General features: G+C 62.7%; 21 protein-coding genes. 11 read left to right on the plus strand and 10 right to left on the minus strand.

Translation table 11 applies throughout. The features are described 5' to 3' along the window. The first annotated feature begins 6 nt into the window (after positions 1 to 6). Complete coding sequence (locus GTP27_RS15815; protein WP_161040141.1) at positions 7 to 360, plus strand: translation initiation factor Sui1; 354 nt, start codon at positions 7 to 9, stop codon at positions 358 to 360. 24 nt (positions 361 to 384) lie between these two features. Here the strand turns inward: GTP27_RS15815 and GTP27_RS15820 are convergent, their stop codons facing one another. Then, complete coding sequence (locus GTP27_RS15820) at positions 385 to 1,650, minus strand: DEAD/DEAH box helicase (RefSeq protein ID WP_161040142.1); 1,266 nt, start codon at positions 1,648 to 1,650, stop codon at positions 385 to 387. Between the two features lie 163 nt (positions 1,651 to 1,813). Between GTP27_RS15820 and GTP27_RS15825 the strand changes: the two genes are divergently transcribed. After that, complete coding sequence (locus GTP27_RS15825) at positions 1,814 to 2,785, plus strand: dipeptidase (RefSeq protein WP_161040143.1); 972 nt, start codon at positions 1,814 to 1,816, stop codon at positions 2,783 to 2,785. Positions 2,786 to 2,796: 11 nt separating this feature from the next. On the opposite strand, the gene GTP27_RS15830 is transcribed toward GTP27_RS15825, so the two are convergent. Next, positions 2,797 to 4,620, minus strand: coding sequence for a DUF4153 domain-containing protein (locus GTP27_RS15830; RefSeq protein WP_161040144.1), 1,824 nt, complete (start codon positions 4,618 to 4,620; stop codon positions 2,797 to 2,799). A 171-nt stretch (positions 4,621 to 4,791) separates the two neighbouring features. Between GTP27_RS15830 and dapC the strand changes: the two genes are divergently transcribed. From dapC to GTP27_RS15845, 3 genes are read left to right on the plus strand one after another with little or no spacing between them, the layout of a single operon-like run. Next, the gene (dapC, locus tag GTP27_RS15835; RefSeq protein WP_161040145.1) at positions 4,792 to 6,006 is read left to right on the plus strand and encodes a succinyldiaminopimelate transaminase; all 1,215 of its coding nucleotides are present in this window, start codon (positions 4,792 to 4,794) and stop codon (positions 6,004 to 6,006) included. A gap of 11 nt (positions 6,007 to 6,017) precedes the next feature. Beyond that, positions 6,018 to 6,845, plus strand: a complete 828-nt coding sequence (gene dapD / locus GTP27_RS15840; protein WP_161040146.1) for a 2,3,4,5-tetrahydropyridine-2,6-dicarboxylate N-succinyltransferase — start codon at positions 6,018 to 6,020, stop codon at positions 6,843 to 6,845. Between the two features lie 52 nt (positions 6,846 to 6,897). Next, the gene (locus GTP27_RS15845) at positions 6,898 to 8,031 is read left to right on the plus strand and encodes a PilT/PilU family type 4a pilus ATPase (RefSeq protein WP_161040147.1); all 1,134 of its coding nucleotides are present in this window, start codon (positions 6,898 to 6,900) and stop codon (positions 8,029 to 8,031) included. 6 nt (positions 8,032 to 8,037) lie between these two features. On the opposite strand, the gene GTP27_RS15850 is transcribed toward GTP27_RS15845, so the two are convergent. From GTP27_RS15850 to GTP27_RS15865, 4 genes are all read right to left on the minus strand, one after another. After that, positions 8,038 to 8,547: a YfiR family protein gene (locus tag GTP27_RS15850; protein ID WP_161040148.1), complete on the minus strand. Its 510-nt coding sequence runs from the start codon at positions 8,545 to 8,547 to the stop codon at positions 8,038 to 8,040. Positions 8,548 to 8,558: 11 nt separating this feature from the next. Next, positions 8,559 to 10,529, minus strand: a complete 1,971-nt coding sequence (locus GTP27_RS15855) for a TonB-dependent receptor plug domain-containing protein (protein WP_161040149.1) — start codon at positions 10,527 to 10,529, stop codon at positions 8,559 to 8,561. Beyond that, a complete protein-coding gene (locus GTP27_RS15860) occupies positions 10,516 to 11,814 on the minus strand; it encodes a sensor domain-containing diguanylate cyclase (protein WP_161040150.1) in 1,299 nt (432 codons plus the stop codon). Before GTP27_RS15860 ends, GTP27_RS15855 begins: the two co-directional genes overlap by 14 nt. 146 nt (positions 11,815 to 11,960) lie before the next feature. Further along, the gene (locus GTP27_RS15865) at positions 11,961 to 13,601 is read right to left on the minus strand and encodes a methyl-accepting chemotaxis protein (RefSeq protein ID WP_161040151.1); all 1,641 of its coding nucleotides are present in this window, start codon (positions 13,599 to 13,601) and stop codon (positions 11,961 to 11,963) included. Between the two features lie 360 nt (positions 13,602 to 13,961). On the opposite strand from GTP27_RS15865, the gene GTP27_RS15870 reads away from it, so the two are divergent. The 4 genes from GTP27_RS15870 to GTP27_RS15885 are packed head-to-tail and all read left to right on the plus strand — an operon-like array spanning position 13,962 to position 18,467. Beyond that, positions 13,962 to 14,315 carry an ArsC family reductase gene (locus GTP27_RS15870; protein WP_161040152.1) on the plus strand — a complete coding sequence of 118 codons (354 nt, stop codon included), beginning with the start codon at positions 13,962 to 13,964 and terminating at the stop codon, positions 14,313 to 14,315. Positions 14,316 to 14,324: 9 nt separating this feature from the next. Next, a complete protein-coding gene (dapE, locus tag GTP27_RS15875; RefSeq protein WP_161040153.1) occupies positions 14,325 to 15,458 on the plus strand; it encodes a succinyl-diaminopimelate desuccinylase in 1,134 nt (377 codons plus the stop codon). Between the two features lie 51 nt (positions 15,459 to 15,509). Continuing rightward, complete coding sequence (gene prmB, locus GTP27_RS15880; protein WP_161040154.1) at positions 15,510 to 16,397, plus strand: 50S ribosomal protein L3 N(5)-glutamine methyltransferase; 888 nt, start codon at positions 15,510 to 15,512, stop codon at positions 16,395 to 16,397. A 48-nt stretch (positions 16,398 to 16,445) separates the two neighbouring features. After that, positions 16,446 to 18,467 (plus strand): ATP-binding cassette domain-containing protein, encoded by a 2,022-nt coding sequence (locus tag GTP27_RS15885; protein WP_202416848.1) that lies wholly within the window; start codon positions 16,446 to 16,448, stop codon positions 18,465 to 18,467. A 71-nt stretch (positions 18,468 to 18,538) separates the two neighbouring features. Here GTP27_RS15885 and GTP27_RS15890 read toward each other — a convergent pair whose 3' ends face one another. Further along, the gene (locus GTP27_RS15890) at positions 18,539 to 19,021 is read right to left on the minus strand and encodes a chemotaxis protein CheW (protein WP_229633998.1); all 483 of its coding nucleotides are present in this window, start codon (positions 19,019 to 19,021) and stop codon (positions 18,539 to 18,541) included. 124 nt (positions 19,022 to 19,145) lie between these two features. On the opposite strand from GTP27_RS15890, the gene GTP27_RS15895 reads away from it, so the two are divergent. Then, positions 19,146 to 20,219: a CaiB/BaiF CoA transferase family protein gene (locus tag GTP27_RS15895; RefSeq protein WP_161040155.1), complete on the plus strand. Its 1,074-nt coding sequence runs from the start codon at positions 19,146 to 19,148 to the stop codon at positions 20,217 to 20,219. A 21-nt stretch (positions 20,220 to 20,240) separates the two neighbouring features. On the opposite strand, the gene GTP27_RS15900 is transcribed toward GTP27_RS15895, so the two are convergent. The 3 genes from GTP27_RS15900 to GTP27_RS15910 form a co-directional block, all read right to left on the minus strand. Beyond that, complete coding sequence (locus GTP27_RS15900; protein ID WP_161040156.1) at positions 20,241 to 22,115, minus strand: flagellar assembly protein A; 1,875 nt, start codon at positions 22,113 to 22,115, stop codon at positions 20,241 to 20,243. 72 nt (positions 22,116 to 22,187) lie between these two features. Then, positions 22,188 to 24,029: a flagellar assembly protein A gene (locus tag GTP27_RS15905; RefSeq protein ID WP_229633999.1), complete on the minus strand. Its 1,842-nt coding sequence runs from the start codon at positions 24,027 to 24,029 to the stop codon at positions 22,188 to 22,190. A 231-nt stretch (positions 24,030 to 24,260) separates the two neighbouring features. Continuing rightward, on the minus strand, positions 24,261 to 24,611 hold the full coding sequence (locus GTP27_RS15910; RefSeq protein ID WP_371865936.1) for a hypothetical protein: 351 nt from the start codon (positions 24,609 to 24,611) through the stop codon (positions 24,261 to 24,263). 223 nt (positions 24,612 to 24,834) lie between these two features. On the opposite strand from GTP27_RS15910, the gene ompR reads away from it, so the two are divergent. After that, positions 24,835 to 25,602: an osmolarity response regulator transcription factor OmpR gene (gene ompR, locus GTP27_RS15915; protein ID WP_161040158.1), complete on the plus strand. Its 768-nt coding sequence runs from the start codon at positions 24,835 to 24,837 to the stop codon at positions 25,600 to 25,602. Positions 25,603 to 25,604 lie beyond the last annotated feature (2 nt).

The following is a 25,604-nucleotide window of genomic DNA, read 5'->3' on the forward strand; positions in this document are numbered from 1 at the left end:
GCCGCCATGAATAGCTCCCGCCCCGTCTACTCCAGCGAAACCGGCCGCCTGTGCCCCGATTGCGGCCAGCCGATTGCGCAGTGCCGCTGTAAAGCTGCGGCTAGTGCCCGTCCGCTAGGCGACGGCGCCATCAAAGTCTCGCGCGAGAGCAAGGGCCGTGGTGGTAAAACCGTCACACTGGTAAAAGGCATGGCGCTTGATGCAGAAGCACTGGCCGCCATGGGCAAGCAGCTGCGCAGTGCCTGCGGTTCGGGCGGCACCGTCAAGGATGGCGTTATCGAAATTCAGGGCGACCACTGCGAACGGGTGATCGAGGCACTGAAGAAACAAGGCCTGCAGCCTAAACGCGTAGGCGGCTAAGACGCCCGGCGCGCCGCGCCGGAATCAGCTCTGCTGCAAGCTGGCAGCCTGCGCTGCGGCTTCACGCAGCTTGTCCTTTTTGCTCTTGCGCTTGCCCTTGATACCGCCATTCACCGTATCGGTCACCGAATTGGCTGGCGCTGCCGGCAGCGTCTGCTCCGGCTCGAAACCGCGCACCTGCTCGCGCTCCAGGCGGATTTCCTGACGCTTTTCGATCAGCCGCATATGCTGCTCGGTTTCGGCGCTGACAAAACTGATGGCGACGCCGCTTTCGCCGGCACGGCCGGTACGGCCTATGCGATGGGTGTAATCGACCGCCGAACGGGGCAGATCATAGTTCACCACCGCCGGCAGACGGGCGATATCGATGCCGCGCGCCGCTACATCGGTGGCCACCATCACCTGCAAGCGGCAGGCCTTGAAGTCGGCCAGCACTTCGCTCCGCGCCCCCTGACTGAATTCGCCATGGAAGGCAGCCGCGCGGATGCCATTGCGGTTGAGTTTTTCCGCCACATGTTCGGCTGCATATTTAGTGGCGACAAACACCAGCACGCGGCTCCACTGGTTTTCCTTGATCAGATGCTTGAGCAGCATGGTACGGTGCGGTACATCAACCATGATGGCGCGCTGCACGATATCCGGTTTGCTGACCGGCTCGGACAGCACTTCTACCCGCTCCGGCTGGTGCAGCATGCGTTCGGCCAGCGCCTGTACCAGCGGCGGGAAGGTGGCCGAGAAGAACAGATTCTGCCGCTGCGGCGGCAGCAGCGCAATGATGCGGTTGAGCTCTTCGCTAAAGCCCAGATCCAGCAGGCGGTCTGCCTCGTCCAGCACGAACATGGCAGTGCGGCCGATTTTCAGAGCGTTGTGATCGATCAGATCGAGCAGCCGTCCGGGCGTCGCCACCACAATGTCGGCACCGCCGCGCAGGGCCATCATCTGCGGATTGATCGATACCCCGCCGAACACGATGGCAACCTTGATATGCATAGGCAGATGCGCCACCAGCTTGCGGATAGACTCGCCCACCTGCACCGCCAGTTCGCGCGTCGGCACCAGCACCAGACCATGCAGCTGTCGCGGCCCATTGCGGTTATCCAGCAGCGATTGCAGCAGCGGCAGCGCAAAGGCTGCCGTCTTGCCGGAGCCGGTCTGCGCTGCGCCCAGCACATCGCCACCGCGCAGAATAACGGGAATGGCGGCGCGCTGGATAGCGGTTGGTACCTGATAGCCGATTTCGGTGACGGCGCTGACCAGCGGGGGAAGCAGGCCCAGTGTAGAGAAAGACATGTCGGCCTTAGGGTGTACGGTAAGTAGGAGTCAATGAGCAAAAAAACAGGCATTCCGGTGAATACAGCGCAAGTATAAAGCATGCAGCCAATTTCCCCGGCAATGCAATTTGCCCTTGCCCCGCATTCGTGGGAACATAGGGTTTTCGACTAAGCGGACGAATATGATCAACTGGGATGCCCACGCCTGCCTGCCACAGCACCCGCAGGCTGATTTTACACCGGTACAGCGGCTGCACGCTGCGGGCGTCAACTACGTTTCGCTCAACGTCGGCGCCGACATGAATCCGGTCAGCCAGATCATGTCCGTGATAGCCGGCTACCGCGCCACCATTGCCGCCAACCCCGGGCGCTATGCGCTGGTGTCCAGCGTGGACGACATCATCCAGGCCGCTGCCGACGGCCGGATTGCCATCAGCTTCGATCTGGAGGGCGCCCTGCCGCTGCTGGAACAGCCGGAAATGATTCCGCTCTATGCCCATCTGGGCGTGCGCCAGATCCACTTTGCCTACAACCGCAACAACAGCGTGGCCGATGGCTGCCATGACCTGCCGCGCGGCCTGACCTCGCTGGGCCACAGCATGGTGGCAGCCGTCAACGATGCCGGCATCCTGATGGACTGCTCGCACACCGGGCGTCTGTGCAGCCTTGATATCATGTCGGCCTCGACGCAGCCGGTCATCTTCAGCCACGCCAACCCCTACTCGCTGGTGCCGCATGGCCGCAACATCACCGACGAACAGATACGCGCCTGCGCAGCCACCGGCGGCGTGGTCTGCGTGTCCGGCCTGTCGTGGTTCCTCGGTCAGGAACATCCCACGGCCGACGATGTGGCCCGCCATGTCGCCTATGTGGCCGATCTGGTAGGCGTATCGCACGCCGGCATCGGTCTGGATATCTGCTTTACCCAGCCGGAACTGGACGATACGCCGCCGGGCCAGTTCGATCCAGCCTACTGGTGGCCTGCTTCGGCCGGCTATAGCGCGGAACGCGCTCCGACTTTCACCCCGCCCGAAGTATGGCACCAGCTACCGGCTGCGCTGCGCAAAGTGGGGCTGAGCGAGAGCGAAGCCGAACTGGTACTGGGCCGTAACATGATGCGCGTGGCCCAGCAGGTCTGGAGCACCGCGCCCTAAGGTTCAGCTATTCAGCGTTCAGCGCTGGCCGCTTCCAGCGCCTTGCAGTCGTCGCGATCGAAGGCGCTCTGGAACTGCAATACCTGTCCGCCTATCTGCAGCGCCCTGATAGGCGGCGCCACCAGCTGGTACTGGCCCAGTTTGAGCCGCTCCACCAGCGCAGGACAGGAATTACCCGTCAGGGCCAGCCGCCCCAGCAGAGCCCATTCCCCATCACGCTCGCGCCGGTACAAGGCCGGCCCCGGATAGCCGGCTCCGCTAAACAGCAGCACTTCGGGCTGACCGTCACCATCCATATCGAGCATCAGCGCATCGCACTTCTGTCCCGCCATGGTCAGACAGGACGGCGTCGCGCTATCGCTGCCCTGCCAGCGCTGTTCTGCAAAACCGTCCGGCAGGCTGGCGCCGCGTGGCCACAGCGTCAGATTGTCGCGCACAGAAACCATCGTGCCGGCCTTCTGCGGTGCCCACGGCTGGACTTCCTTGAGTGCCTTGCCGGCCTGCTCGCGGATCCACGCCGCGTCGGCGCCGCTGCTCTGCTGCGCCAGCTGTTCCTGCGCCTGCTGGCCATAGCGCTGCCCGGAGAAGCGCAGATAATGGAAATCGAACAGACTGGCCCTAGTCCGCCCGCTGGCTAGCCGCGCCATCTGGCTATTTACCGACAGCCGGGCCGGATCGGCGATAGGCGTCAGCAGCGCCAGCAGCACCGCCAGCACCACCATCGATGTCGCCACATTGACGATGGCAATCGGCACCAGCCAGGTTTCATAGCGCTGCGCCGCCCACGCATAGCCGAAGGCGTAGCAGCTTGCCACCACCAGCGCGGCAGCGGCAATCACGCGGTCCGAGGTCCAGCCATAGTCGTGCACACGCAGGCCCAGCGCATAGACGGCAATAGCCGTCAGCGGCAGTATCAGCAAGGCCGCCACGCGCGCGCTCACGCGCACCGCCAGCGCCGCTTTCACGTGGCCGTTCTGGAAAGCTGCATTAATCAGCACGATCAGCACAGCATCGGCCGCCAGCAGCAGCGCCGTGGCGTGGCCCGTGCTCCACAGCGCTTGCAGGCCGGTGAACGGCAAGGTGCACAGAAAACCCGTGATGATGACGGCAGCCACCAGCAGTAGCCACGACAGCAGTACCAGCAGCAGACTGCGGATACCGCGCACGATGGCAGGCCGCACGTCCGTGATATGCATGGCGCACGCCCAGGCAAAGCAGATCACCGGTACGTTGAACCACGCCTCGGTCAGCATTTTCTTGAAGAAGTCCAGCTTGACCATGGAGAACAGGCCGCTGCCCATCAGCAGCACCAGCCACAGCGCGCCGACGAAAACGGCGGAAAACAGCAGTTGCACCACCAGCTTCCACGACAGCTCGAAATAGCGGTCATAGCTGGCAATGCGGCGCTGGTCCAGCGCGCCGGACAGCACCAGCGAGTGGGCAATGAACAAGAATACCGCGCCGCCGGGCAGTACCGGGCCGGCCAGCACGCGCCAGGCCGGATCGCCCTCCAGCCCGGGCGCGCGGTACAGGCCCGCATCGCGCAGCACCGCATGCAGCGCCATGGCCAGCACCGCCGCACCTGCTGCCAGCATCCACAACGCCAGCTTTCTGGGTGCCATATAGCCCATGGCAGAAATCAGCATGGCCGGCAGCAGCAGAGCGGCCATCAGCAGCGGTGCCATCACGCTGGGCGTACTGGCCAGCCAGCCGCCCTGCTGGGCATTACGGTAGATCCAGTACAGCAAAGCACCCTGCACCAGTCCGGCCAGCAGACGCCCTATCATGACCCGCTGGCTTACCTGCACCGACGGCAGCAATTCATCCTGCTCCATGCTTATCCTTCCTGATCGCGATAGTCCACAGTATCGCACAGCCGCAGACCGGTGTTTATTATTTGGCATGATTGCTACAGCGGCCGCTGCGCTGGCGCCATAGACGCTATAATGCCTGTCTGCTGTTATGCATTCTGCTCTTTTTTCAACGATCCGCCTCTGGTCCGTCACGTGAACCCACATCTCGACAAGCTGCAATCCTATCCGTTCGAAAAGCTGCGCCAGTTATTCGCCCAGGTTAGCCCTAATCCGCAATACAGCGCCATCAGTCTGGGCATGGGCGAGCCCAAGCACCCGACGCCGAAATTCATCCAGCAGGCCCTGATCGACCATATCGACGGGCTGGCCAATTACCCCACCACGGTGGGCTCGGATGCCCTGCGCGGCGCCATCGCCGGCTGGCTGGAGCGCCGCTACGGCATCCCCAAACTCAATCCGGCCACCCAGGTACTGCCCGTCAACGGCTCGCGCGAAGCGCTGTTTGCCCTGACCCAGACAGTGGTCGATCCAGCCGCCAAGTCGCTGGTGGTGAGTCCGAATCCGTTCTACCAGATCTATGAAGGTGCAGCCTATCTGGCCGGCGCCGAACCGTATTTCGTCAACTCCGACCCGGCCCGTAACTTCGGCTGCGACTACGACAGCATTCCGGCCGAAGTCTGGCAGCGCGTGGCGCTGCTGTTCCTCTGCTCGCCCGGCAATCCGACCGGCGCAGTGCTCAGCCTGACCGACTGGGAAAACCTGTTTGCCCTGTCCGAGCGCTACAACTTCGTCATCGCTGCCGACGAGTGCTATTCCGAGATCTACCACGGCAGCGAAGCGCCGCTGGGCGCCATGCAGGCGGCCCACATGCTGGGTCTGGCCACGGTCGAGCGCCCGTATGCGCGGCTGGTGGTGTTCTCCAGCCTGTCGAAGCGCTCCAACGTGCCGGGCATGCGCTCGGGCTTTGTGGCGGGCGACGCCGAAGTACTGAAAAAATTCCTGCTGTACCGCACCTATCACGGCGGCGCCATGAGCCCTGCCGTGCAAGCTGCGTCCGTCGCGGCCTGGAACGACGAAACCCATGTCGAACAGAACCGCGAAAAATACCGGGCGAAATTCGCCGCCATCACCCCGCTGCTGCAGCCGCACCTGCAGGTGGAACTGCCGGACGCCGGCTTCTACCTGTGGGCCGATGTCAGCCAGACGGGCCTGAGCGACACCGAATTCGCCCAGCGTCTGTATGCCGAATATAATGTCACGGTTCTGCCGGGCAGCTATCTGGCGCGCGACGCACACGGCATCAATCCGGGCCGTAACCGCATCCGCATGGCGCTGGTCGCCGAAACGGAAGAAGGCCTGGAAGCCGCCCAGCGCATCGTTCAATTCTGTCTATCCCTTACTAAATAAGACCGCACATCATGAGCCAACAACTCCAGCAAATCATCGACCAGGCATGGGAAGACCGTGCCAACATCAACCCGGCCAACGGCAGCGCCGAGCTGCGTGACGCCGTGTCGCACGTGATCGCCGGTCTGGACGCCGGCACCATCCGCGTCGCCGAAAAAACCGGCGCTGACTGGGTGGTTAACCAGTGGGTGAAAAAAGCCGTGCTGCTGTCGTTCCGCCTCGAAAACAACGTGGCCATGCCATCCGACGGCACCATGCAGTTCTACGACAAGGTGCCGACCAAGTTCGCCAACTACACCCCGGAAGACTTCGCCAAGGGCGGTTTCCGCGTGGTGCCGCCTGCCGTGGCGCGCCGTGGTTCCTTCATCGCCAAGAACGTGGTGCTGATGCCCTCCTACGTCAACATCGGCGCCTACGTCGATGAAGGCGCCATGGTCGACACCTGGGCCACCGTGGGTTCCTGCGCCCAGATCGGCAAAAACGTGCACCTGTCCGGCGGCGTCGGCATCGGTGGCGTACTGGAACCGATGCAGGCCAATCCGACCATCATCGAAGACAACTGCTTCATCGGCGCCCGCTCGGAAATCGTCGAAGGCGTGATCGTGGAAGAAAACTCGGTGATCTCGATGGGCGTGTACATCGGCCAGTCGACCAAGATCTACGACCGCGCTACCGGCGAAGTAACTTACGGCCGCGTACCGGCCGGCTCGGTGGTGGTATCGGGCAACCTGCCCTCGGAAGACGGCAAGTACTCGCTGTACTGCGCCGTGATCGTCAAACGCGTGGACGCCAAAACCCGCGCCAAGACCGGCATCAACGAACTGCTGCGCGGCATCTAAGCCGGACAGCGAGCGGGGATCTGATCCCCGCTTTTTTTTGCGGGAGATGGGCATGGCCATGCAGCGCTTGTTCCAGCTGATGCACGATCAGCATGCTTCGGATATGTTTTTCGCCGTGCAGACCCCGGTGCACCTGAAGATCAACGGCGAGCTAATTCCCATTAACCAGCAGGCGCTGAGTGCGGAAAATATCCACGCGCTGCTGGCCGAAATCGCCACGCCGGCCCAGCTGGCCGAACTAGCCGGCAGCAACGAACTCAATATCGGCGTCAGCGCAGCTGGGCTGGGGCGCTTCCGCCTGTCCGCCTTCCGCCAGCGCGGCCAGATTTCGGCCGTGTTCCGCTATGTCCCTGCCAGCATCCCCGGCCTGGCCGATCTCAGGCTACCGTCCATACTGGGCCAGCTGATTATGGAAAAGCGCGGCCTGCTGCTGATGGTAGGCGCTACCGGTTCGGGCAAATCCACCACCATCGCTGCCATGCTGGACCAGCGCAACGCCGAGCGCAGCGGCCATATCCTGACGCTGGAAGACCCGATCGAATACCTGTTCGAGAACCGCAAATCCATCGTCAACCAGCGCGAAATCGGCAGCGACGCCAGCGATTTCGCCACCGCCCTGCGCAACGCCATGCGGCAGGCGCCCGACTGCATCGTGATCGGCGAAATCCGCGACCGGGTCGCCATGGCCGCAGCGTTAGCCTATGCCCAGTCCGGCCATCTGGTGATCGCCACACTGCATGCCAGCAATGCCTACAACGCGCTGCACCGCATACTGAGCTTCTACCCCATCGAAAACCGCCCCGCCCTGCTGCAGGATCTGGCCTCGACGCTGAAAGCCATCGTCAGCCAGCGCCTGCTGCCTTCGGCCGGCGGCGGCAAGCGTACAGCGGCGGTAGAAGTCATGCTCAATACCCGCCACATTTCGGAACTGATAGAACAGGGCGAGATCGTGCAGATCCGCGACGCCATGGAACAGAGCCTGTCGCCCGGCTCGCAGACCTTCGAGCAGGCTTTACTCAAGCTGCTGCAGCAGGGCCTGATCTCGCAGGAGGAAGCGCTGGCCCATGCCGATTCGGCCACCAACCTGCTCTGGCTGCTCAACAACGGACCGGATAGCCGCACCGCGCAGGCAGCGGAAAGTGCGCCGTCGGCCGCCTCCTTCAGCGGTTTCGAACTGAACGGCTAGGCGCCCCTATTTGACTTCGCGCGCCAGCTTCAGCATCTGGTAGCTGATGGCCAGACCGCGCCGCCGCGACTCGGTCTGGTTGATGCGGAAGGCCAGCCCGTTGGGTTCTATCACCAGCCCGATCACGGCGCCGCTACGGAACGATTCCGGATTTTCGCCCACCACCAGTACCGGCTCGTCGCCCAGCACTTCCAGCCAGCGGCGCAGGTCGCCGCGCACGCCATTCCCCAGCACCAGCAGCTGGCACTGGCTGGCCCGCTGCGGTTCGTTCACGGCCACGATATGGGCGCCGCCAGCCATGTTCTGGGTCAGCGTGCGCAGCGCCTCCTGCAGTTCGGCGTCGCCCGCCACGCAATAGGTAAATTCGCGCGCCGGTGGCGGCGGCCACTGGGTCAGCTGGGCGAAGCGGTAGATAAAGGCGGCTTTCAGCTGCAGCAGATCGGCCGCTGGTGCCGCGCCTGCCCACAGGGCCAGCGCCAGCGCCGTTCCGGCCCGGATCCGCAGTGCGCGCGTCATGACCGGCCAGCTCATAAACCGAACGCGCGGCTGATGCTCAGGCGCACGCTACGCCCTTCCTGCAGCAGCGGGAAGCCGAGGCCCAGCGGGCGGGCAAAATGGCGTACATCGCCCAGGTTATAGGCCGACAGGGCCACTTCGTATTCGGCCGGCCGCCACAGCAAGGTGGTATTGAGCTGGGCATAACCGGGCAGCGACAGGCCGCGGCTGCTGGTGCGGCTTTCGCTGAGCAGCTGTAGCGACCAGCGCAGCCGCTCCCCTGCCAGCGGCTGGCTGTACGACGACTTCACCAGCACGCGGGGCGAGTTGTCGGGCACCACGCCGGCGGCATCGCGGATGCGCTGCAGCGAAACGCCGAGCTGCAGTTGCTGGCCTGCGCTCCAGCGCCGTTCCAGTCCCAGCTCGGCGCCCAGCGCACGGATGGCAGCGCTATTTTCGAACACGGCGAGCTGCTGATCGATGCTGATCAGGTCACGCATGCGCGAACTGTAGAACGAAGCGCGATACTGCAATTGCGGGCTCAGGCGCTGCTCCCACGCCAGTTCCACCGTGCGGATGCGCTCGGGCGTGGGTATGGGCGCCTCCAGCGGGGCGTTGACGTGGTATTCGTACAGATTGGCGGCGCGGAAGGCGCTGCCATAAATCAGTTTGAGGCTGGCATCGGCCAGCCCGCTCCAGGTCCACGCCAGCCGCGGGTTGGTGCTGGCGCCGCCTGCCCTGGCCTCGTCATGGCGCAGGCCCAGCGTCAGCTGCTGGCTGTCGCTGAGCGTCCACGCATCCTGCACGAACAGGCCGTGACGCCGGTTGACGCCATAAAAATAATCGAACAGCGTGCCATCGCTCAGGCCATAGTCTATGGTCTGCTTGCGGTCGTACTGGTACTCGAAACCGGCCATCAGCAGGTGATCGCGCCAGCGCTGGGTGCTCAGGCGCAGGTCGGCGTTCCACCAGTTGCCGAGCGAGCGGCTGCGGTATTCGTTCCAGCGCTGGTCGGGATCGATAAAGGGATAGGTGGCGCGGTAGTCGGTATGCTTGCTCGAAATGGCCGCATACAGCTGCCAGTCCTGCCCCAGCCGATGCTGGTATTCGAGTGCGGCAAAGCCGTTATTCGAGATGCGCCGGTCCTGCACGATGGCCACGGGCGCATCCGGCCCCTTGTACTCCGGTATGCCGTGTTCGCGCTGACTAACCCCGGCGCGCAATGTCCAGTCGCCATATTTGAACATGCCGAGTGCGCGCTGGCCGCGGTCCCAGCTACGGTCGCTCACTGCCTGCTGCAGATCGGGGCGCACCGCAAACGGCATGCCTATCGCCGTCTGCTCGTAGCCGCTCAGGGCCAGCCAGCTTTCCCAGCCCTGTTCGGCGCGGTGGCCCACGCTGATGCGTGCTTCACGCTTATGCTGGCTGTCGGTATTCACCCGCAACTGCAGCCCATGCAGCTTGTCCACGCCCTTGGTGATGATGTTCACCACGCCGAAAAATGCATTGTTGCCATACAGGGCAGAGCCGGGACCGGGCGCATACTCGACCCGGTCGATCAGATCGATATCGACAAAGAACTCCGGTCCCAGCAACCCGGCGTCATAGATATTCTCGTTGACGCGCATGCCATCGACCAGAAACAGCAGACGCGCATTGAAGTCGCCGGGGCGGCCCAGTCCGCGCGCGCCCACATAAAAGAACTCGCCATCATCGGCCACATACAGACCCGGCATGCTGCGCAGGATATCGGCCATATTGCGCATGCCCAGCCGGGCAATCTCCACATCCGTCACCACATAGGTCACCGAGGGCGCCTGTGCAGCGCTGCGGGCAAAGCGCGACGAGGTCGATTCCTCGATATCGCGCGTCACCTCGTTCGGCGTCTGGCGCAGCAGTTCTTCCAGCGTGGGCAGCTCCTGCTGCTGCTGCCCGCGCGCCGGCAGCAGCACCAGCGCCGGCAGCACGGCGCTCGCCAGCAGGGTGAATTTACGCCACGCCATCCTGCGGCCTCCTGAACGTATTCTTGCCGGCCCGCTTGGCCGCATACATTGCATGGTCGGACGCATTGAGCAGCGCCGTCGCTTCGCCTGCGTCGAGCGGCGCAAACGCCAGACCCACGGTAGCGCCTATCGGCATCACGGCGCCGCCTATGGTCATGGTGGCACGCACGGCGGCGATCAGGCGCAGGGCCAGCTGTTCTGCCACCGTTTCGTCGGGCAGCTGCGGCAGGATCAGGGCAAACTCGTCGCCGCCCAGACGGCATAGCACATCGCGCGAGCGCACCACGGCCGCCATGCGGCGCGCCACTTCGCACAGCACTTCGTCGCCGACATCATGGCCGTACTGGTCGTTGACCTTCTTGAAATTATCGAGATCGATAAACATCAGCGCCATCAGTTCGCCGTGCTCGACGCACAGCGCCAGATGGCGCTGCAGCTCGCCCTGGAAAAACAGGCGGTTGGGCAGGCCGGTCAGGCTATCCTTGTGGGCCAGACGTTCGAACTTCTGTCCGGCCTCGTGCTCCTGCGCCAGTTGCAGGCGCAGGTCGGCCTGCCAGATTTCTATCCGCTTGAGCATCTCGTTAAAGCGCTCGCCCAGACGGCCCACTTCATCGCGCCGGTAGATAGTGGCGCGTTGGCTGTAATCGCGTTGCTGGGCTATCTGCTCGGCCAGATCGGACAGTTCCACCAGTGGCCGCAGCGCCTTGCGCTGCACCAGCACCAGCCCGCGCCATGCTACCAGTATCATCAGCGCCATCAGCGTGATTGCGACGCCGCTTAACAGCAGCAGCGACAGATGCAGGCTGGCCAGACTTTCACGCAGTAGGAGAACGCCCACCAGTTCATCCTTGAGACGGATAGGCGCCCACACCTCCAGCGCGCTCCAGCTGGCGGCAGACTGCACGCCGGTCTGCGCCAGAGCGGCCGGTGCGGCAAGCTGCAACTGGCTGGTGCCGGGGCCGGACTGCCACTGCGCGAACACGGCGCCATCGGGCATCCGCACCTGCACCAGCAGCAGATCGCTACGGCGCGAGAATGCCTCCAGCTCGATCTGCGCGGCAGCGCGGTCGGCAAACACCAGCATGGGGGATACGCTATTGGCCAGCAGGCGCGCACTCAGTTCGGCGCTGTGCAGCTGGCGTTCGCGCGCAACGTACCACGTAGCGGTGGCCAGCAGCAGAAAGGTCAGCAGCATGGTCATGCTGAGCAGACGCAGATTCAAACGGGTTAGCCGCCGGACCAGCGAATCGGCAGGCGGCAGCACGGCGGCAGTGACTGAATTCATGGGCGCTAACGATGGGCCAAGCGCGTGCGGCGCGCCGCCATGGTAATCGGTTTTTCCGTGTGGAACTTATTTCCCGAATTGTAAGCGCATTGCCGTGAAAAGTCGCGGTAAAGCGGCGCCGGCGTGGCGGCGCCGCCACCATACGATTACGAGGCCAGTTGCAGGGCGCGGCGTGCCGGCTGGCGCTGTCCAGGCTGCGGCTGGCGCTCTGCCGCAGCAGGACGCTGCGACGAGACATTCACCAGTTTGAACTGGTTCACCAGCTGGCCCAGATGCAGCGCATGGTCGCGCATATCGCTGGCCACGGCGGCCGCCTGTTCGGTCACGGCCGCATTCTGCTGGGTGATTTCGTCCAGATGGATCACCGCTTCGTTCACCTGTTCGATGCCGCCATGCTGGTCATTGCTGGCCATGCTGATGTCGGCCACGTGGGTATGTACTTCTGCCACCGAGCTGACGATGGTCTGCATGATGCGGCCCGCTTCGGCCACCGACTGGCTGCCGCTGGCGACGGCCTGCGACGATGCTTCGATCACCGCCTTGATTTCCTTGGCGGCGGCAGCCGAACGCTGGGCCAGCGTGCGCACTTCCGACGCCACCACGGCGAAGCCGCGTCCCTGTTCGCCGGCGCGTGCCGCTTCTACCGCCGCATTCAGGGCCAGAATATTGGTCTGGAAGGCGATGCCGTCGATCACACCGATAATTTCCGTGATGCGGCGCGAGCCTTGAGTGATTTCGTCCATATTCGCCACCACCTTGCGCACCACTTCACCGCCCTGTGCCGCCACATCGGCTGCCGTATCGACCAGCACATTGGCCTTGTTGGCGTGTTCGGCGTTATCGCGCACAGCCTGGGTCAGCTCTTCCATCGATGCGGCGGTCTGCTCCAGCGAACTGGCCTGGGCTTCCGTGCGGGCCGACAGTTCATTATTCCCGGACGCCATTTCAATCGCACCACGGCTGACCACATCGCTCGATTCCTTGATCTGGCCGATCAGCAGCTTCACGTTAATCTGCAGGATGCGCAGTGCCTGCAAGGCATCCTTGGCTTCCCTGCAGCCGTTGGCCTGGATGTTGCGAGTCAGATCGCCATCGCTCATCTGCTCTATATCGTGGCGGATCTGGCTGAGCGGCTCGACGGCATTGCTATACGCCACCCACCACAGGGTAGCCACCAGCAGTACCGACAGCAGGGCGCTGCAACTGGCCCACATCAGCATGCCCTGCGCCACAAACAGCGCAGTGGCCAGCGCCACAAACACGGCCAGCCCGCCCGTCAGCGCCAGACGGCCGGCCAGCGTGCGCACGCGGCGCAGGCTGAAGCGGCTCTTGTGCCGGGCCGGCACCACCTGACCGTGGCGCACATGGATATGGGTAGCGCCTTCGCGCAGCAGTTTGTACGCTGCTTCGGCTGCTTTGACTTTTTCGCGGCTAGGCTTGATGCGGATCGAGGTGTAGCCGATTACCCGGCCATGTTCCACCACCGGCGCGGCGTTCGCCTCCACCCAGTAATGATCGCCATTCTTGCTGCGGTTCTTGACTACGCCATTCCAGGCCTGGCCTGCTTGCAGGCAGTGCCACATATCGGCAAAGGCTGCTGCCGGCATATCGGGATGACGCAGGATATTCTGCGGCGCCCCCATCAATTCCTGTTCCGTGTAACCGCTGATGCGGACGAAGTCCTGATTGACGTAGGTGATATTCCCCTTCAGATCAGTCTTCGAGACGATGGTCTCTTCATCCCTCAGCACATATTCGACATTCGTCACTGGCCCGTTGTTGCGCATGATATTCCCCAAAAGTTCAATCGCGGCATGTCTTATGAACGTCCCGCAATATTAGTAACTTGCAAAAAAAATCTGGCGCATGGTATCGGGCAGACCTAGCCAAAATGATGACGCAAGCGGGTGTCTGGCTTGCATTTATGGCAGGCAACTTATTGTTGCGTGTGAGAACTATAGCACCACCAAATTTGTTAAGCAATCTTAAGAATGGAATTATTTTCAGTTGAATTCATCAATTAAATCAATTTTTTTGTGACAAAAATGTGCTAGTAATCGGCCGCTCTGCCTGCGCCTAGCCGCCCATGGTATGCTAGCGCCCCGCTACGCCCGCCTTTTCCCATAATCCGACCCAGCTTTTACGCCATGTCTATCACCGTGTACGGTATTCCCAATTGCGACACTGTTAAAAAAGCCCGTGTATGGCTTGCAGAACACTATCCGGAATTTGTCTTCCATGACTTCAAAAAACAGGGTTTGAGCGCCGAAATTGTTGCTGCATGGCTACAACAGATCCCGCGCGACACGTTAATAAATAAGAAAGGCTTGACCTGGCGCAATTTACCCGACCAGCGCAAGGCCGCCATCGTCGATGACGCCAGTGCCATTGCCCTCATGCTGGAGCAGCCTTCCGTCATCAAACGTCCTGTGCTGGACAAGGATGGCCAGTTCGCCGTGGGCTATTCCGCCGCCCAGTACCAACAAATTTTCTCTGCCTGAACCATGACCATGACTCCTTCCCGCACACTGGCCCTGACCGAAAAACTGATTGCGCTGTCTTCTGTAACGCCCGATGACCGGGGCTGCCAGCAGCACCTGATCAGCCTGCTCGAACCGCTGGGCTTCGTGTGCGAAACCATCATCTCCAACGGCGTGACCAATCTGTGGGCGCGCAAAGGCACGACGGCGCCCCTGCTGGTGTTTGCCGGCCACACCGACGTAGTGCCCACCGGCCCCGTTGAGCAATGGCGTTCCGAGCCCTTCAACCCGACTCACCGCGACGGCAAGCTGTATGGCCGTGGCGCGGCCGACATGAAAACCTCGATCGCCGGCATGGTGGTGGCCTGCGAAGAATTCATCGCCGCCCATCCCGAGCATCGTGGTTCTATCGGCTTTCTGATCACCAGCGACGAGGAAGGTCCGGCCACGGATGGCACGGTCGTGGTGTGCAATATGCTCAAGGAAAGGGGTGAAGTGCTGGACTACTGCATCGTCGGCGAGCCCACCTCGGACGAAACGCTGGGCGACATGATCAAGAATGGCCGCCGCGGTTCGCTCTCGGGCAAGCTCACCATTCAGGGTGTGCAGGGCCACATCGCCTACCCTCAGCTGGCGCGCAACCCTATCCATCTGGCTGCGCCGGCGCTGGCCGAACTGGTGGCCGAACGCTGGGACGAGGGCAATGAATACTACCTGCCTACCTCGTGGCAGATGTCCAACATCAATGCCGGCACAGGTGCCAACAACGTGATTCCGGGCCAGATGGTGATCGACTTTAACTTCCGCTTCTCCACCGCCAGCACGCACGAAGAACTGAAACGCCGTGTCCACGCCATCCTCGACAAGCACGGCCTGCACTATGACCTGAAATGGGCGCTGAGCGGCCTGCCTTTCCTCACCCCGCGCGGCACCCTGAGCGATGCGCTATCGGCCGCCATCCGCAGCGAAACCGGCGTCGAGACGGAACTATCGACCACCGGCGGCACCTCGGATGGCCGCTTTATCGCGCAGATCTGCCCTCAGGTGATAGAATTCGGGCCTCCCAATGCCAGTATCCACAAGATCGACGAACATATCGAACTGCGTTTCGTCGATCCGCTGAAGAATATCTACCGGCGCACGCTGGAAAATCTGCTGGCCTGATCTGCCGCGGCGCGGCGTGCGCGACCTGTTGACCGTTATACCGAGAGAGCCATGAATACCACTCCATTCACCACGCCGCGCGACCTGCTGCGCTACGCCGTCACCCGCTTCAATGCTGCCGGCCTGTTTTTCGGCCATGGCAGCACGGAAGCTTTCGATGAAGCGGCCTACCTGATCCTGCACACCCTCAAGCTGCCGCTGGACCGGCTCGAACCCTTCCTCGACGCCAAACTGCTGGCCGAAGAAATCGCCGCCGTGCTGGCCGTGATCGACCGCCGCACCAACGAGCGCGTGCCGGCTGCCTATATCACCAACGAAGCGTGGCTGGGCAGCTACCGCTTCTACGTAGACGAGCGCACCATCGTGCCGCGCTCCTTCATCGCCGAGCTGATACCGCAGTACTTCGCACCGTGGGTGACGGAACCGGAAAACGTACGCAACGTGCTGGAACTGTGCACCGGCTCCGGCTGTCTGGCCATCATGCTGGCCGACGCCTTCCCCGACGCTGCCGTGGACGCGGTGGATATTTCGGCCGACGCGCTGGAAGTGGCGAAGAAAAACGTCGCCACCTACGAGCTGCAGGACCGCCTGACCCTGATCCAGTCCGATCTCTACGCCAATGTGCCGGACAAAAAATACGATCTGATCATCACCAATCCGCCGTATGTGAATTCGGCCTCGATGAGCAAGCTGCCGATGGAATACCGCGCCGAGCCGGAACTGGCGCTGGACGGCGGCAAGGATGGCATGGATCTGGTGCGCAAGATCGTTGCCGGTGCCGCCGAACGCCTGACCGACGACGGCCTGCTGATCGTCGAAATCGGCAACGAGCGCGATTTCGCCGAAGCCGCCTTCGGCGAGCTGGGTCTGACCTGGCTCACCACCAGCAATGGCGACGACATGGTATTCCTGCTCACCGCCGACCAGCTCAAGCTGTAATCTACCGCAGCGCCGCTGCCACCCTAGCCCGAATAAGAAGAACCACCGATGATCCGTTTTATCCAAGTAAGCCTGATGCGCGGCGTGAAGCCGCTGCTGGAACAGGTCGATGTCACTCTCAACCCCGGCGACAAGATCGGCCTGATCGGCGCTAACGGCGCCGGCAAATCCAGCCTGTTCGCCATGATGCGCGGCGAACTGCATCCGGATCAGGGCGAAATCGACTTCCCGGCCAAATGGCGCGTCGCTTACGTGGCGCAGGAAACCCCGCCGCTGGAACGTGCCGCACTCGATTACGCCATCGATGGCGACGTCAATCTGCGCAAGCTGGAAGCGGAACTGGCGCGGCTGGAAGCGGAACCGGAATCGAGCGAGAACGGCATCGCCATGGGCGAGGTGTATAGCGCGCTGGCCGATGCCGACGCCTATACCGTGCAGTCGCGCGGCGAACAGCTGCTGCTGGGTCTGGGCTTTACGCTGGACCAGATGAAGCAGCCGGTATCGAGCTTCTCGGGCGGCTGGCGTATGCGCCTGAATCTGGCGCAGGCGCTGATGTGCCCATCCGACCTGCTGCTGCTGGACGAACCGACCAACCACCTGGATCTGGACGCCATCATCTGGCTGGAAGACTGGCTGAAACGCTATACCGGCACCCTCCTGATCATCTCGCACGACCGCGACTTCCTCGACGAAATCGTCAACGTCATCGTGCACATCGACGAGCGCAAACTGAAGCGCTATTCGGGCAACTACTCCTCGTTCGAACGCCAGCGCGCTGCGCAGATGATACTGGCTGCCGGCGCGATGGAGAAGCAGCAGCGCAAACGTGCCCACCTCGAATCCTTCATCAACCGCTTCAAGGCCAAGGCTTCCAAAGCCCGTCAGGCCCAGAGCCGCATGAAGGCGCTGGCCAAGATGGAAGAGCTGGCGCCGCTGCGCGCTGCCGCCGAATTCTCGTTCGAGTTCCGCGAGCCGCTCAACGCCCCTAACCCGCTGCTGGTGATGGAAGACGTGGATGCCGGCTACCGCAGCGAAAACGAGAAGACCGGCGAGATCACCAGCAAGACCATCGTCAACCACATCAACTTCTCGCTGCAGATCGGCCAGCGTATCGGCCTGCTCGGTGTGAACGGCGCCGGTAAATCGACCCTGATCAAGACCATCGCTGGCGAGCTGGCGCCGCTGACCGGCACCGCCACCGTGGGCAAAGGCCTCAACATCGGCTACTTCGCCCAGCATCAGGTGGAAATGCTGCGTCACGACGAATCGCCGCTGTGGCATCTGGCCAAGATTGCGCCTACTGTGCGCGAACAGGAACTGCGCAACTTCCTCGGCGGCTTCAACTTCCCCGGCACCATGGTCACCAGCCCGATCGCGCCGTTCTCGGGCGGCGAGAAAGCCCGTCTGGCACTGGCCCTGATCGTCTGGCAGCGCCCCAACCTGCTGCTGCTGGACGAACCGACCAACCACCTGGATCTGGAAACTCGCGAAGCGCTGACCGAAGCGCTGGCCCAGTTCGAAGGCACGCTGGTGGTGGTATCGCACGATCGCCACCTGCTGCGCGCCACCACCGACCAGTTCATCATCGTTGCCGACGGCAAGCTGCAGCCATTCGATGGCGACCTCGATGACTACAAGGACTGGATGATGCAGACCAAGCTGGGTAAAGGCACCGATGTGCTGCCCGCTGCCGGCAAAGCCAACCAGACCGATTATCCGGTCACCTCGCCGGTCGCTGTGCCGGCACCTGCGGCAGCCAGCGCGGCCGCACCGGCCAGCGCCGTCCAGACCAAGGAGCAGAAGCGTCAGGCGGCGGAAGACCGCCAGCGCCTGTCGGCCCAGCGCAAGCCGCTGGAACAGAAGCTCAAGAAGGTCGACGAGCAGATGGCCAAGCGCAGCACGCAGAAAAGCCAGATCGAAGCACAGCTGGCCGAGCCGGGCATCTACGACGCCGCCAACAAGCCGCGCCTGATCAAGCTGCTGGCCGAGCAGACCGACGTCGCGCGCGAACTGGGCGAGCTGGAAAGCGAATGGCTGTCGCTGCACGAACAGCTGGAAGCGCTGGCCTGAAGCACTAGCCACAGCGGTACAGTAGCAGCCTGCCCTGCGCGGCCCGCTACTGTAGCTGCATGAGCAGGCGCCTAGGCCGCCTGGCGCACACCGACCGGCGCTTTGCGCACCGACATCAGCTTCTCGATATCGACCACGATCAGGCGGCGGCCATCTACTTCGCCCCGCCCCAGCAGATAGTCAACACCCGCTGCCCCGGCGATCGGCTGCACCTGCGCCAGCGACAGCGTTACCACATCGGTAATGCCATCGACCACAATGCCCACCACCGCATCGGCCAGCTGCAGGATGATCACGTCGGTGCGCGGATCATGCTGCGGCGGACGCGGACCGAACGCCACCCGCATGTCGACGATGGGCATGATCACCCCGTGCGACACGGCCACACCGGCCACGATTTCCCCTTCCGCCGCAAAGCGCTCCAGCGCCTGCAAGGGACGCAGCTCCCTGACCTTGGCGAAATCGAGCGCATAATCAAGCCCGCCTAGGCGGAACACCAGATACTGGCCGGCGCCGGCTGCGGCGTCCTGCGTGTGCATAGTCAAACCAGACATGATCATCCTTTCGTCCAGAAGCGCGATAACGGGCATGTCTCATCCTAGCCTCAGCCGGTCCGGCAAGCGTTGAGCAGCGTCAACTTTTACCGGCCGCGGCGCGCCCTAATGCTACAATCCTTGCATGCAACCTGACCAGCCACTACAGGGCATACGGGTACTCGATCTGACCCGTTTGCTGCCCGGCCCCGTCGCCACCATGCATCTGGCCGACATGGGCGCCGAAGTCATCAAGATCGAAGACCCCGGCGCCGGCGACTATGCGCGCAGCATGGGCCCGGTACGCAACGAGGTTAGCCAGTTCTTCGTTGCCGTCAACCGGGGCAAGCAGATGCTGCGGCTGGACCTGAAGGATGCCGCCCAGCGCGAGCAGCTGCTGGCCATGGTGGAGCAGGCCGACGTGCTGGTGGAGAGCTTCCGTCCCGGCGTGATGGACAAGCTGGGACTGGGCTGGACTGTGCTGAAGCAGCGCAATCCGCGCCTCGTCATGTGCGCTATCTCCGGCTACGGCCAGCACGGCCCCTATTCGCAGCACGCGGGACACGACATCAACTACATCGGCTACGCCGGCATGCTGGCGCAGAACTGCGCCGGCGACGGTGTTCCGGTGCTGCCCAATCTGCAGGTGGGCGATCTGCTGGGCGGCGCGCAGGCGGCGCTGCAAGGCATACTGGCCGCGCTGGTCGCCGTCAAGATGGGCGGCGCCGGAAGACTGGTGGATATCTCGATGACGGCCACGGTGATGGCGCACAACATCATGCCGCTGGTGGCCGTGAACAATGGCGCTCCGGCAAAGGCCGGTGCCGACCTGCTCACCGGCGGCGTGCCTTGCTACAGCGTGTACCGCACCTCGGACGGGCGCTACATGGCGGTAGGCGCGCTCGAACTGAAGTTCTGGCAGACCTGCTGCGAAGTGCTGCAGCGGCCCGACCTGAAAGCGCGCCACTGGCAGCTCGGCCAGCAGGTAGGCGGCCCTGAGGCCATGGCTGTCAAGGCGGAACTGGCCGCGCTGTTTGCCAGCCGCACGCTGGCCGAGTGGAGTGCCAGCTTCGCCGCCGCCGACTGCTGCGTGACGCCGGTGCTGACCACCGAGGAAGCCCTGCAGCATCCGCTATTTGCTACGCTGGTCAGCCAGCGCGAGCATCCAGGTGAAGGGCTGTACTGGAGCGTGGGCCAGCCGGTGCAGTTCCACGGCTAGAGCTGAGCACACGGGCGCCGTTCAGGCCTCCGGTTCCAGCGGCGGGGTCCAGTCCAGCGGGGCGCTGCTGCCGGAAAACACCACATTCATGCCGGGCACGGTGGTACGCACTTTGGCTTTCAGCTCTTTGGCCGGACGGTCGTAAGGCGGATTGCCGTCGGGTGCAAAACTCATGGTCCGCAGCAGCACGTCGCCCGTCAGCTGTTCCACCTTGCAGTACGATCCGCGCATGATGGCCAGCTTCTGCCGCTCGATCAGATTGACTTCTTCCTGCGCTTGTTCGTGCTGCACTTCGGCCGCCTTGAGCAGCAGCGACAGCTTGGAAATGGCGCGCAGCGAAGGCCCGACATTGGCCGCCATCTTGTGGAATAGCTGTTCCTGATCAGGCGTCAGCACCACCTCGCGCTTGCGCACGCGCGTGGCCAGCGTCAGATAGCTACGTACTTCCGCCTGCCCCGACAGCGCCTCGATCTCGTTGCGGCGGATGCGCGCTTCATGCGCCGTCTGCTGCACGCGCGGCTGCAGTTCCATGATCTTTTTATTAAACTTGGACAGATCCGGCACCAGCGTGTACAGCAGCATTTCGTGCTGGCGGCGCGGCCCGGCGCTCTGGATTTCGATCTTGCGCGCACCGATGGCGCAGCCTTCGGCCAGCTTGATGTGGACTTCCTCGGCCAGAATTTCGCAGTTGCTGGCTTCGTCGATATACACCTTGGAGCCGGAAATGATGCAGCTCTCGGCGCGGGTCAGATGCACCTCGCCTTTGCGGGTCTGCAGCACCGCGCCCGAGGCGACGCCGCGCACCAGAATATCGCCTTCCTGATTGGTGGTGGTGCCGCCCATCAGGTTGCGGCTCAGCGTGATAGTGCCGCCGCGCGAACTGATGTTGCCGAACACGTCGCCGTGGATGGTGATATTGCCTCCATCGACCACGCGCTGTTCCTGCACGTCGCCGAATTCTTCGTACTCGCCGGTCAGCTGCAGATTTCCCGTGGTGCGCGCGCTGACGCCTTCGCGGCTGATGATCTTCGGCCCGATCGACAGGCGCTTGCTGGCCGCATCGATGCTGAGGAAGCCCTCCACCGCCGACACCAGAAACTCGCCGTCCTTGCTGTTCTCGATCACCGTGCCTTCGCCGGCCATATCGCTCAGTTCCAGATCGCGCGGCACCGGCGGCTCCAGCACGATGCCGGATAGCTCGTAGCCGCGCGCGCCCATCACGCGCGGCACTTTGCGCAGCAGGCGGACATTGGCCTTCACCTGCGGGAAGCGGTTCTGGAAGGCCTGCAGATCGAGCTTGCCGTCCTTTTTTTCGCGCGGCGCATCGCTGCGGTGGATATCCTGCGACACTTCCTCGATAGTAGCGTCGCGCCCCGGTGCCGCCGCCAGCCGGCGCGCCACCACGATACGCGCCACGCGGCCATAGGAAATCACATCGCGCACTGCCGGCGCATCGATCCCGAAGCGCACCCCCTTGACCCACATGTCGGAAACGAATTCGTCGAAATTCAGCCGGGCCGGCTGGGCCGGCATATCGGGTATTTCGAAAAACACGGGCTCGAAGAAATACTCGGCTTCACCATTGATCAGCTTGACGGCCTTGTACAGGGTGCGGCGGGTGGGGTGAAACGCTTCGATGCCGGCGGCAAAGCGGATCATGGGCTGGCTGGCCACATTGGGCGGCAGATCCGGCCCGCAGTTGTACAGCAGCTTGATCAGAACAGCATAATCCAGCCCGGCAAAATAGGAGCTGCTGAGGAATACCTGACTTACCGCAGAAAGGCATGAGCGTGGCGAAGCATCCCGCGCGAAGAAAATACCGTCGGGACGCTTGATGATTGCTGCCGGCAGATCACCTTCCGCCGCCTGTTCTAGCGCCTGAGCCTCATCCGACACAATGTTCCTCACAAAACGGGGCAATTCCCGATTCTAGATTAGCATGAACGCTTGAAATTTGGCAGTGCATCGCTATCCGGCTATCGAAGGTGCGCGCGGGTCCAGATGCCAGTTCAGCACACCGGCACTATCGCAGAACAGCATGCGGCCTGCACCACCGTTACGCAGACGCAGCTTGATGTCTTTTGCCGGCTGCATGATCAGGTCCGTGCTGGTGCTCTGGAACGGCATGGTGCGCACCATGGTCTCGCCGCACACCATACGCAGGCTGCAGCGTGCATGGCCGGTCGCGGCCAGTTTCTGCTCGATCACGCGCTGCAGCTTCTCCTGCGTTATCTTGAGCTGGACCTGACCGGGCCGCAGTTCGTCGCGCAGCGTGGAGATGGCCTGCAGCTCGCTGGCCACCGCAGCGGCTATCTTGCGCAGCAAATGACCCTGCTCGGGCGATAGCTGCAGCTCCTGATTGCGCAGCTTCTGCGCCAGCGCCAGATAGCGGCGCACGTCGGGGATGGCGGCAATAGCATTGATTTTCTGCTGGATTTCTTCGTTCGCCTGCATCAGCGCAGCTTCGCGCTGCCCCAGTTCGCCGATCTCCTGATCGAACTGGCTGACATCGCGCACCAGCACATGCACCAGCATTTCCGTGCGGCGGCGCGGACCGGCACTGTCGATCTCCACATCGCGCCCCGCCACGGCGCAGCCTTCGGCCAGTTCGATGCGCACCTGTTCGGCGATGATCTCGCAGTTGGAGGCGTCGGTAATGGTCACCGATGTGCCGGAAATAACGCAGTTCTCGGCCCGGCCTATGACGATCTGGCCGCTATCGCTATGGATCACGGAGCCGGAAGCCACCCCGCTGATGGTGATATTGCCGGACGCATTATGCACCGCGCCATTCACCAGATTCTGCCCCAGCACTACGGTGCCGCCACGCGAAGTGATGTTGCCGTACACATTGCCATGCACGGTGATATCGCTACCAGTTACTTCGCGCTGTTCCTGGATGTCGCCGAATTCCTCGTAGGCGCCCGCCAGCTCCAGATTGCCGGTGGTCTTGCCGCTCACGCCATCGACACTGATGATCTTGTCGGTGATGGAAATGCGCTTGGACTTGGCGTCCACATTGAGAAAGCCTTTGCGGGTCGACACCACGTATTCGCCATCTTCGAACATGCGCGCTTCCGTGCCCTCGCCGGCAAAGAAACTCAGCGTCAGGTCCTGCGGCGCATCGGGCGCAGTACGGCGCCCGCCCGTGTCATAGCCGGGCTGGCCCGGCACGGCCGGTATTTTCTTGAGCAGTTTGACATTGGCTTCGATCTGCGGGAAGCGGTTCTGGAAGCTGCCCAGATCGACCCGGCCATCGGCGCGCTCCTTGGGCGCATCGCTGCGGTGCAGGTCGGACGATACTTCCATCACGCTGGCATTCTGGCCCGGCTGCGGGTCCAGATCGACGGCCACGGTAATGCGGTCCGGCTTGGTGGAAGCTATCGCCGCCGCCACCGCTGCCACTTCGATGCCGAACAATATGCCCTTGTTCCACATCTCGGTGACGAATTCGTCCACATTCAGCCGGGTCGGCCGTTCCGGAATGATGGTGCCGTCGGACAGTTCCTGCGCTTCCAGATACAGCGTCTCGAAATAGTATTCGGCATAGCCGCGCCCCAGTTTAGGCGGCTTGTACAGGGCTACGCGTTCAGGCGGAATGTCGCCCAGATCGGTGGCGATGCGCACCAGATCCTTGCTCGGCATTTCCGGCCCTACGCCATACAGGGCCTTGATCAGCACTTGGTAATCCAGACCGGAGAAAAAGCGGTGCGAGTGGAACACCTCGTTGATAGCGGCCACCAGCGTCAGCTGCGACATCGACATGTCGATGAAGATGCCATCGCTCTGGCGCACCAGACCGACAGGCAAGCCGGCACCCGGAGTGTGAACTTCCTCCCCAGATGTCACTAGAGCAACGTCTTGAACCACCATCCTCCTCCATTCGGCATGCACGCCGACAGACATTGCGTGTAATTAATTAATCTTACACGCTGCCTAAAAGGAAGGTTGAATAATTCACATTGTGGGAAGCGTAACTGTGAACTAATTGCTACATATCAATAATACATTGATAAGTATGCCGCCGGCACCATAGTGGAATCAGCGGCGCGGCGGATTGGCGTAGATGTCCTGACCAACTTCGTTGATCTGGCGGCGCAGGTCGCGCCGCTCATCGGGCGTGAGGCGACCAGCCCGGCGATTCATTTCGGCATTGCGGCCAGCTTCCTGCATGGCGCGGCGCTGCTCTTCGGCGCGTGCCTCGTAGCTGCGCGGATCGATCTGGCGGATATCGCTGTTGCGGTTATCCTGACCACGCCCGCCCTGCATGTCGCGACCGGGACCGCCGCGGGCTTCGTCACGGTGCTGGCCTTCGCCCATATCGGCTGCCTGCACCAGACCGGCGGCCAGCAGGCCGCCGCACACCAGCAAGGTGCCGACGGACGATCGCACGCAAAAATATGCGCTGGCTGCCGCGTTCATTTTTTTGTGACTGATGCCCATCTTGGCGTTCCCAATGACTGAATCTATGTCCCGAGTGTATGCTGGATTACCTGACGCCGTAAGAGCAATTGGGTAAAGTTTGTAACACTTTGTAATGCCTCAAATCAGGCGTTTTCGCGGAACGATTATGACGTTACCATAGCAACATGAATAAGACAAATCTGGCAGGGATATGACGACTTTATCGACCGACTCCGGCAACAGCGCCGCCAACCAGAACGGCCATCAGGCCAAGATCATGGTAGTAGACGACGACGTGCGCCTGCGCGACCTGCTGCGCCGCTATCTGACCGAACAGGGTTTCAACGTTTTCACGGCCGAAAATGCCACCGCCATGAACAAGCTCTGGCTGCGCGAGCGCTACGACCTGCTGGTGCTGGACCTGATGCTGCCCGGCGAGGACGGCCTGTCGATCTGCCGCCGCCTGCGCGGCGCGGGCGACCAGACCCCCATCATCATGCTGACTGCCAAGGGCGAAGACGTGGACCGCATCGTCGGCCTGGAAATGGGCGCCGACGACTATCTGCCCAAGCCCTTCAACCCGCGCGAGCTGGTGGCCCGTATCGGCGCCGTGCTGCGCCGCCGTGGTCCGGACGAGATTCCGGGCGCACCGTCGGAAACCCCGCAATCGTTCGAGTTCGGCCAGTTCGTGCTCGATCTGGGCACCCGCACGCTGAAGAAAAACGGCGAAACCGTACCGCTGACCACGGGCGAATTCTCCGTGCTCAAGGTATTTGCCCGCCATGCGCGCCAGCCGCTGTCGCGCGAAAAGCTGATGGAACTGGCCCGTGGCCGCGAATACGAAGTGTTCGACCGCAGTCTGGACGTGCAGATTTCGCGTCTGCGCAAGCTGATCGAGCCTGATCCATCGAGCCCGCTGTACATCCAGACCGTCTGGGGTCTGGGCTATGTCTTCATACCGGAGGGCCAGCCGCGCTAAGG

The sequence above is a fragment of the Duganella qianjiadongensis genome, assembly GCF_009857915.1.
GTDB classification, from domain to species: Bacteria; Pseudomonadota; Gammaproteobacteria; order Burkholderiales; family Burkholderiaceae_D; genus Rugamonas; species Rugamonas qianjiadongensis.

Coding starts and splice junctions, on each gene's coding strand:
- GTP27_RS15815 (WP_161040141.1), top strand. CDS start 7: ATGAATAGCTCCCGCCCCGTCTACTCCAGCGAAACCGGCCGCCTGTGC.
- GTP27_RS15820 (WP_161040142.1), bottom strand. CDS start 1,650: ATGTCTTTCTCTACACTGGGCCTGCTTCCCCCGCTGGTCAGCGCCGTC.
- GTP27_RS15825 (WP_161040143.1), top strand. CDS start 1,814: ATGATCAACTGGGATGCCCACGCCTGCCTGCCACAGCACCCGCAGGCT.
- GTP27_RS15830 (WP_161040144.1), bottom strand. CDS start 4,620: ATGGAGCAGGATGAATTGCTGCCGTCGGTGCAGGTAAGCCAGCGGGTC.
- dapD (WP_161040146.1), top strand. CDS start 6,018: ATGAGCCAACAACTCCAGCAAATCATCGACCAGGCATGGGAAGACCGT.
- GTP27_RS15845 (WP_161040147.1), top strand. CDS start 6,898: ATGGCCATGCAGCGCTTGTTCCAGCTGATGCACGATCAGCATGCTTCG.
- GTP27_RS15850 (WP_161040148.1), bottom strand. CDS start 8,547: ATGACGCGCGCACTGCGGATCCGGGCCGGAACGGCGCTGGCGCTGGCC.
- GTP27_RS15855 (WP_161040149.1), bottom strand. CDS start 10,529: ATGGCGTGGCGTAAATTCACCCTGCTGGCGAGCGCCGTGCTGCCGGCG.
- GTP27_RS15860 (WP_161040150.1), bottom strand. CDS start 11,814: ATGAATTCAGTCACTGCCGCCGTGCTGCCGCCTGCCGATTCGCTGGTC.
- GTP27_RS15865 (WP_161040151.1), bottom strand. CDS start 13,601: ATGCGCAACAACGGGCCAGTGACGAATGTCGAATATGTGCTGAGGGAT.
- GTP27_RS15870 (WP_161040152.1), top strand. CDS start 13,962: ATGTCTATCACCGTGTACGGTATTCCCAATTGCGACACTGTTAAAAAA.
- dapE (WP_161040153.1), top strand. CDS start 14,325: ATGACTCCTTCCCGCACACTGGCCCTGACCGAAAAACTGATTGCGCTG.
- prmB (WP_161040154.1), top strand. CDS start 15,510: ATGAATACCACTCCATTCACCACGCCGCGCGACCTGCTGCGCTACGCC.
- GTP27_RS15885 (WP_202416848.1), top strand. CDS start 16,446: ATGATCCGTTTTATCCAAGTAAGCCTGATGCGCGGCGTGAAGCCGCTG.
- GTP27_RS15890 (WP_229633998.1), bottom strand. CDS start 19,021: ATGTCTGGTTTGACTATGCACACGCAGGACGCCGCAGCCGGCGCCGGC.
- GTP27_RS15895 (WP_161040155.1), top strand. CDS start 19,146: ATGCAACCTGACCAGCCACTACAGGGCATACGGGTACTCGATCTGACC.
- ompR (WP_161040158.1), top strand. CDS start 24,835: ATGACGACTTTATCGACCGACTCCGGCAACAGCGCCGCCAACCAGAAC.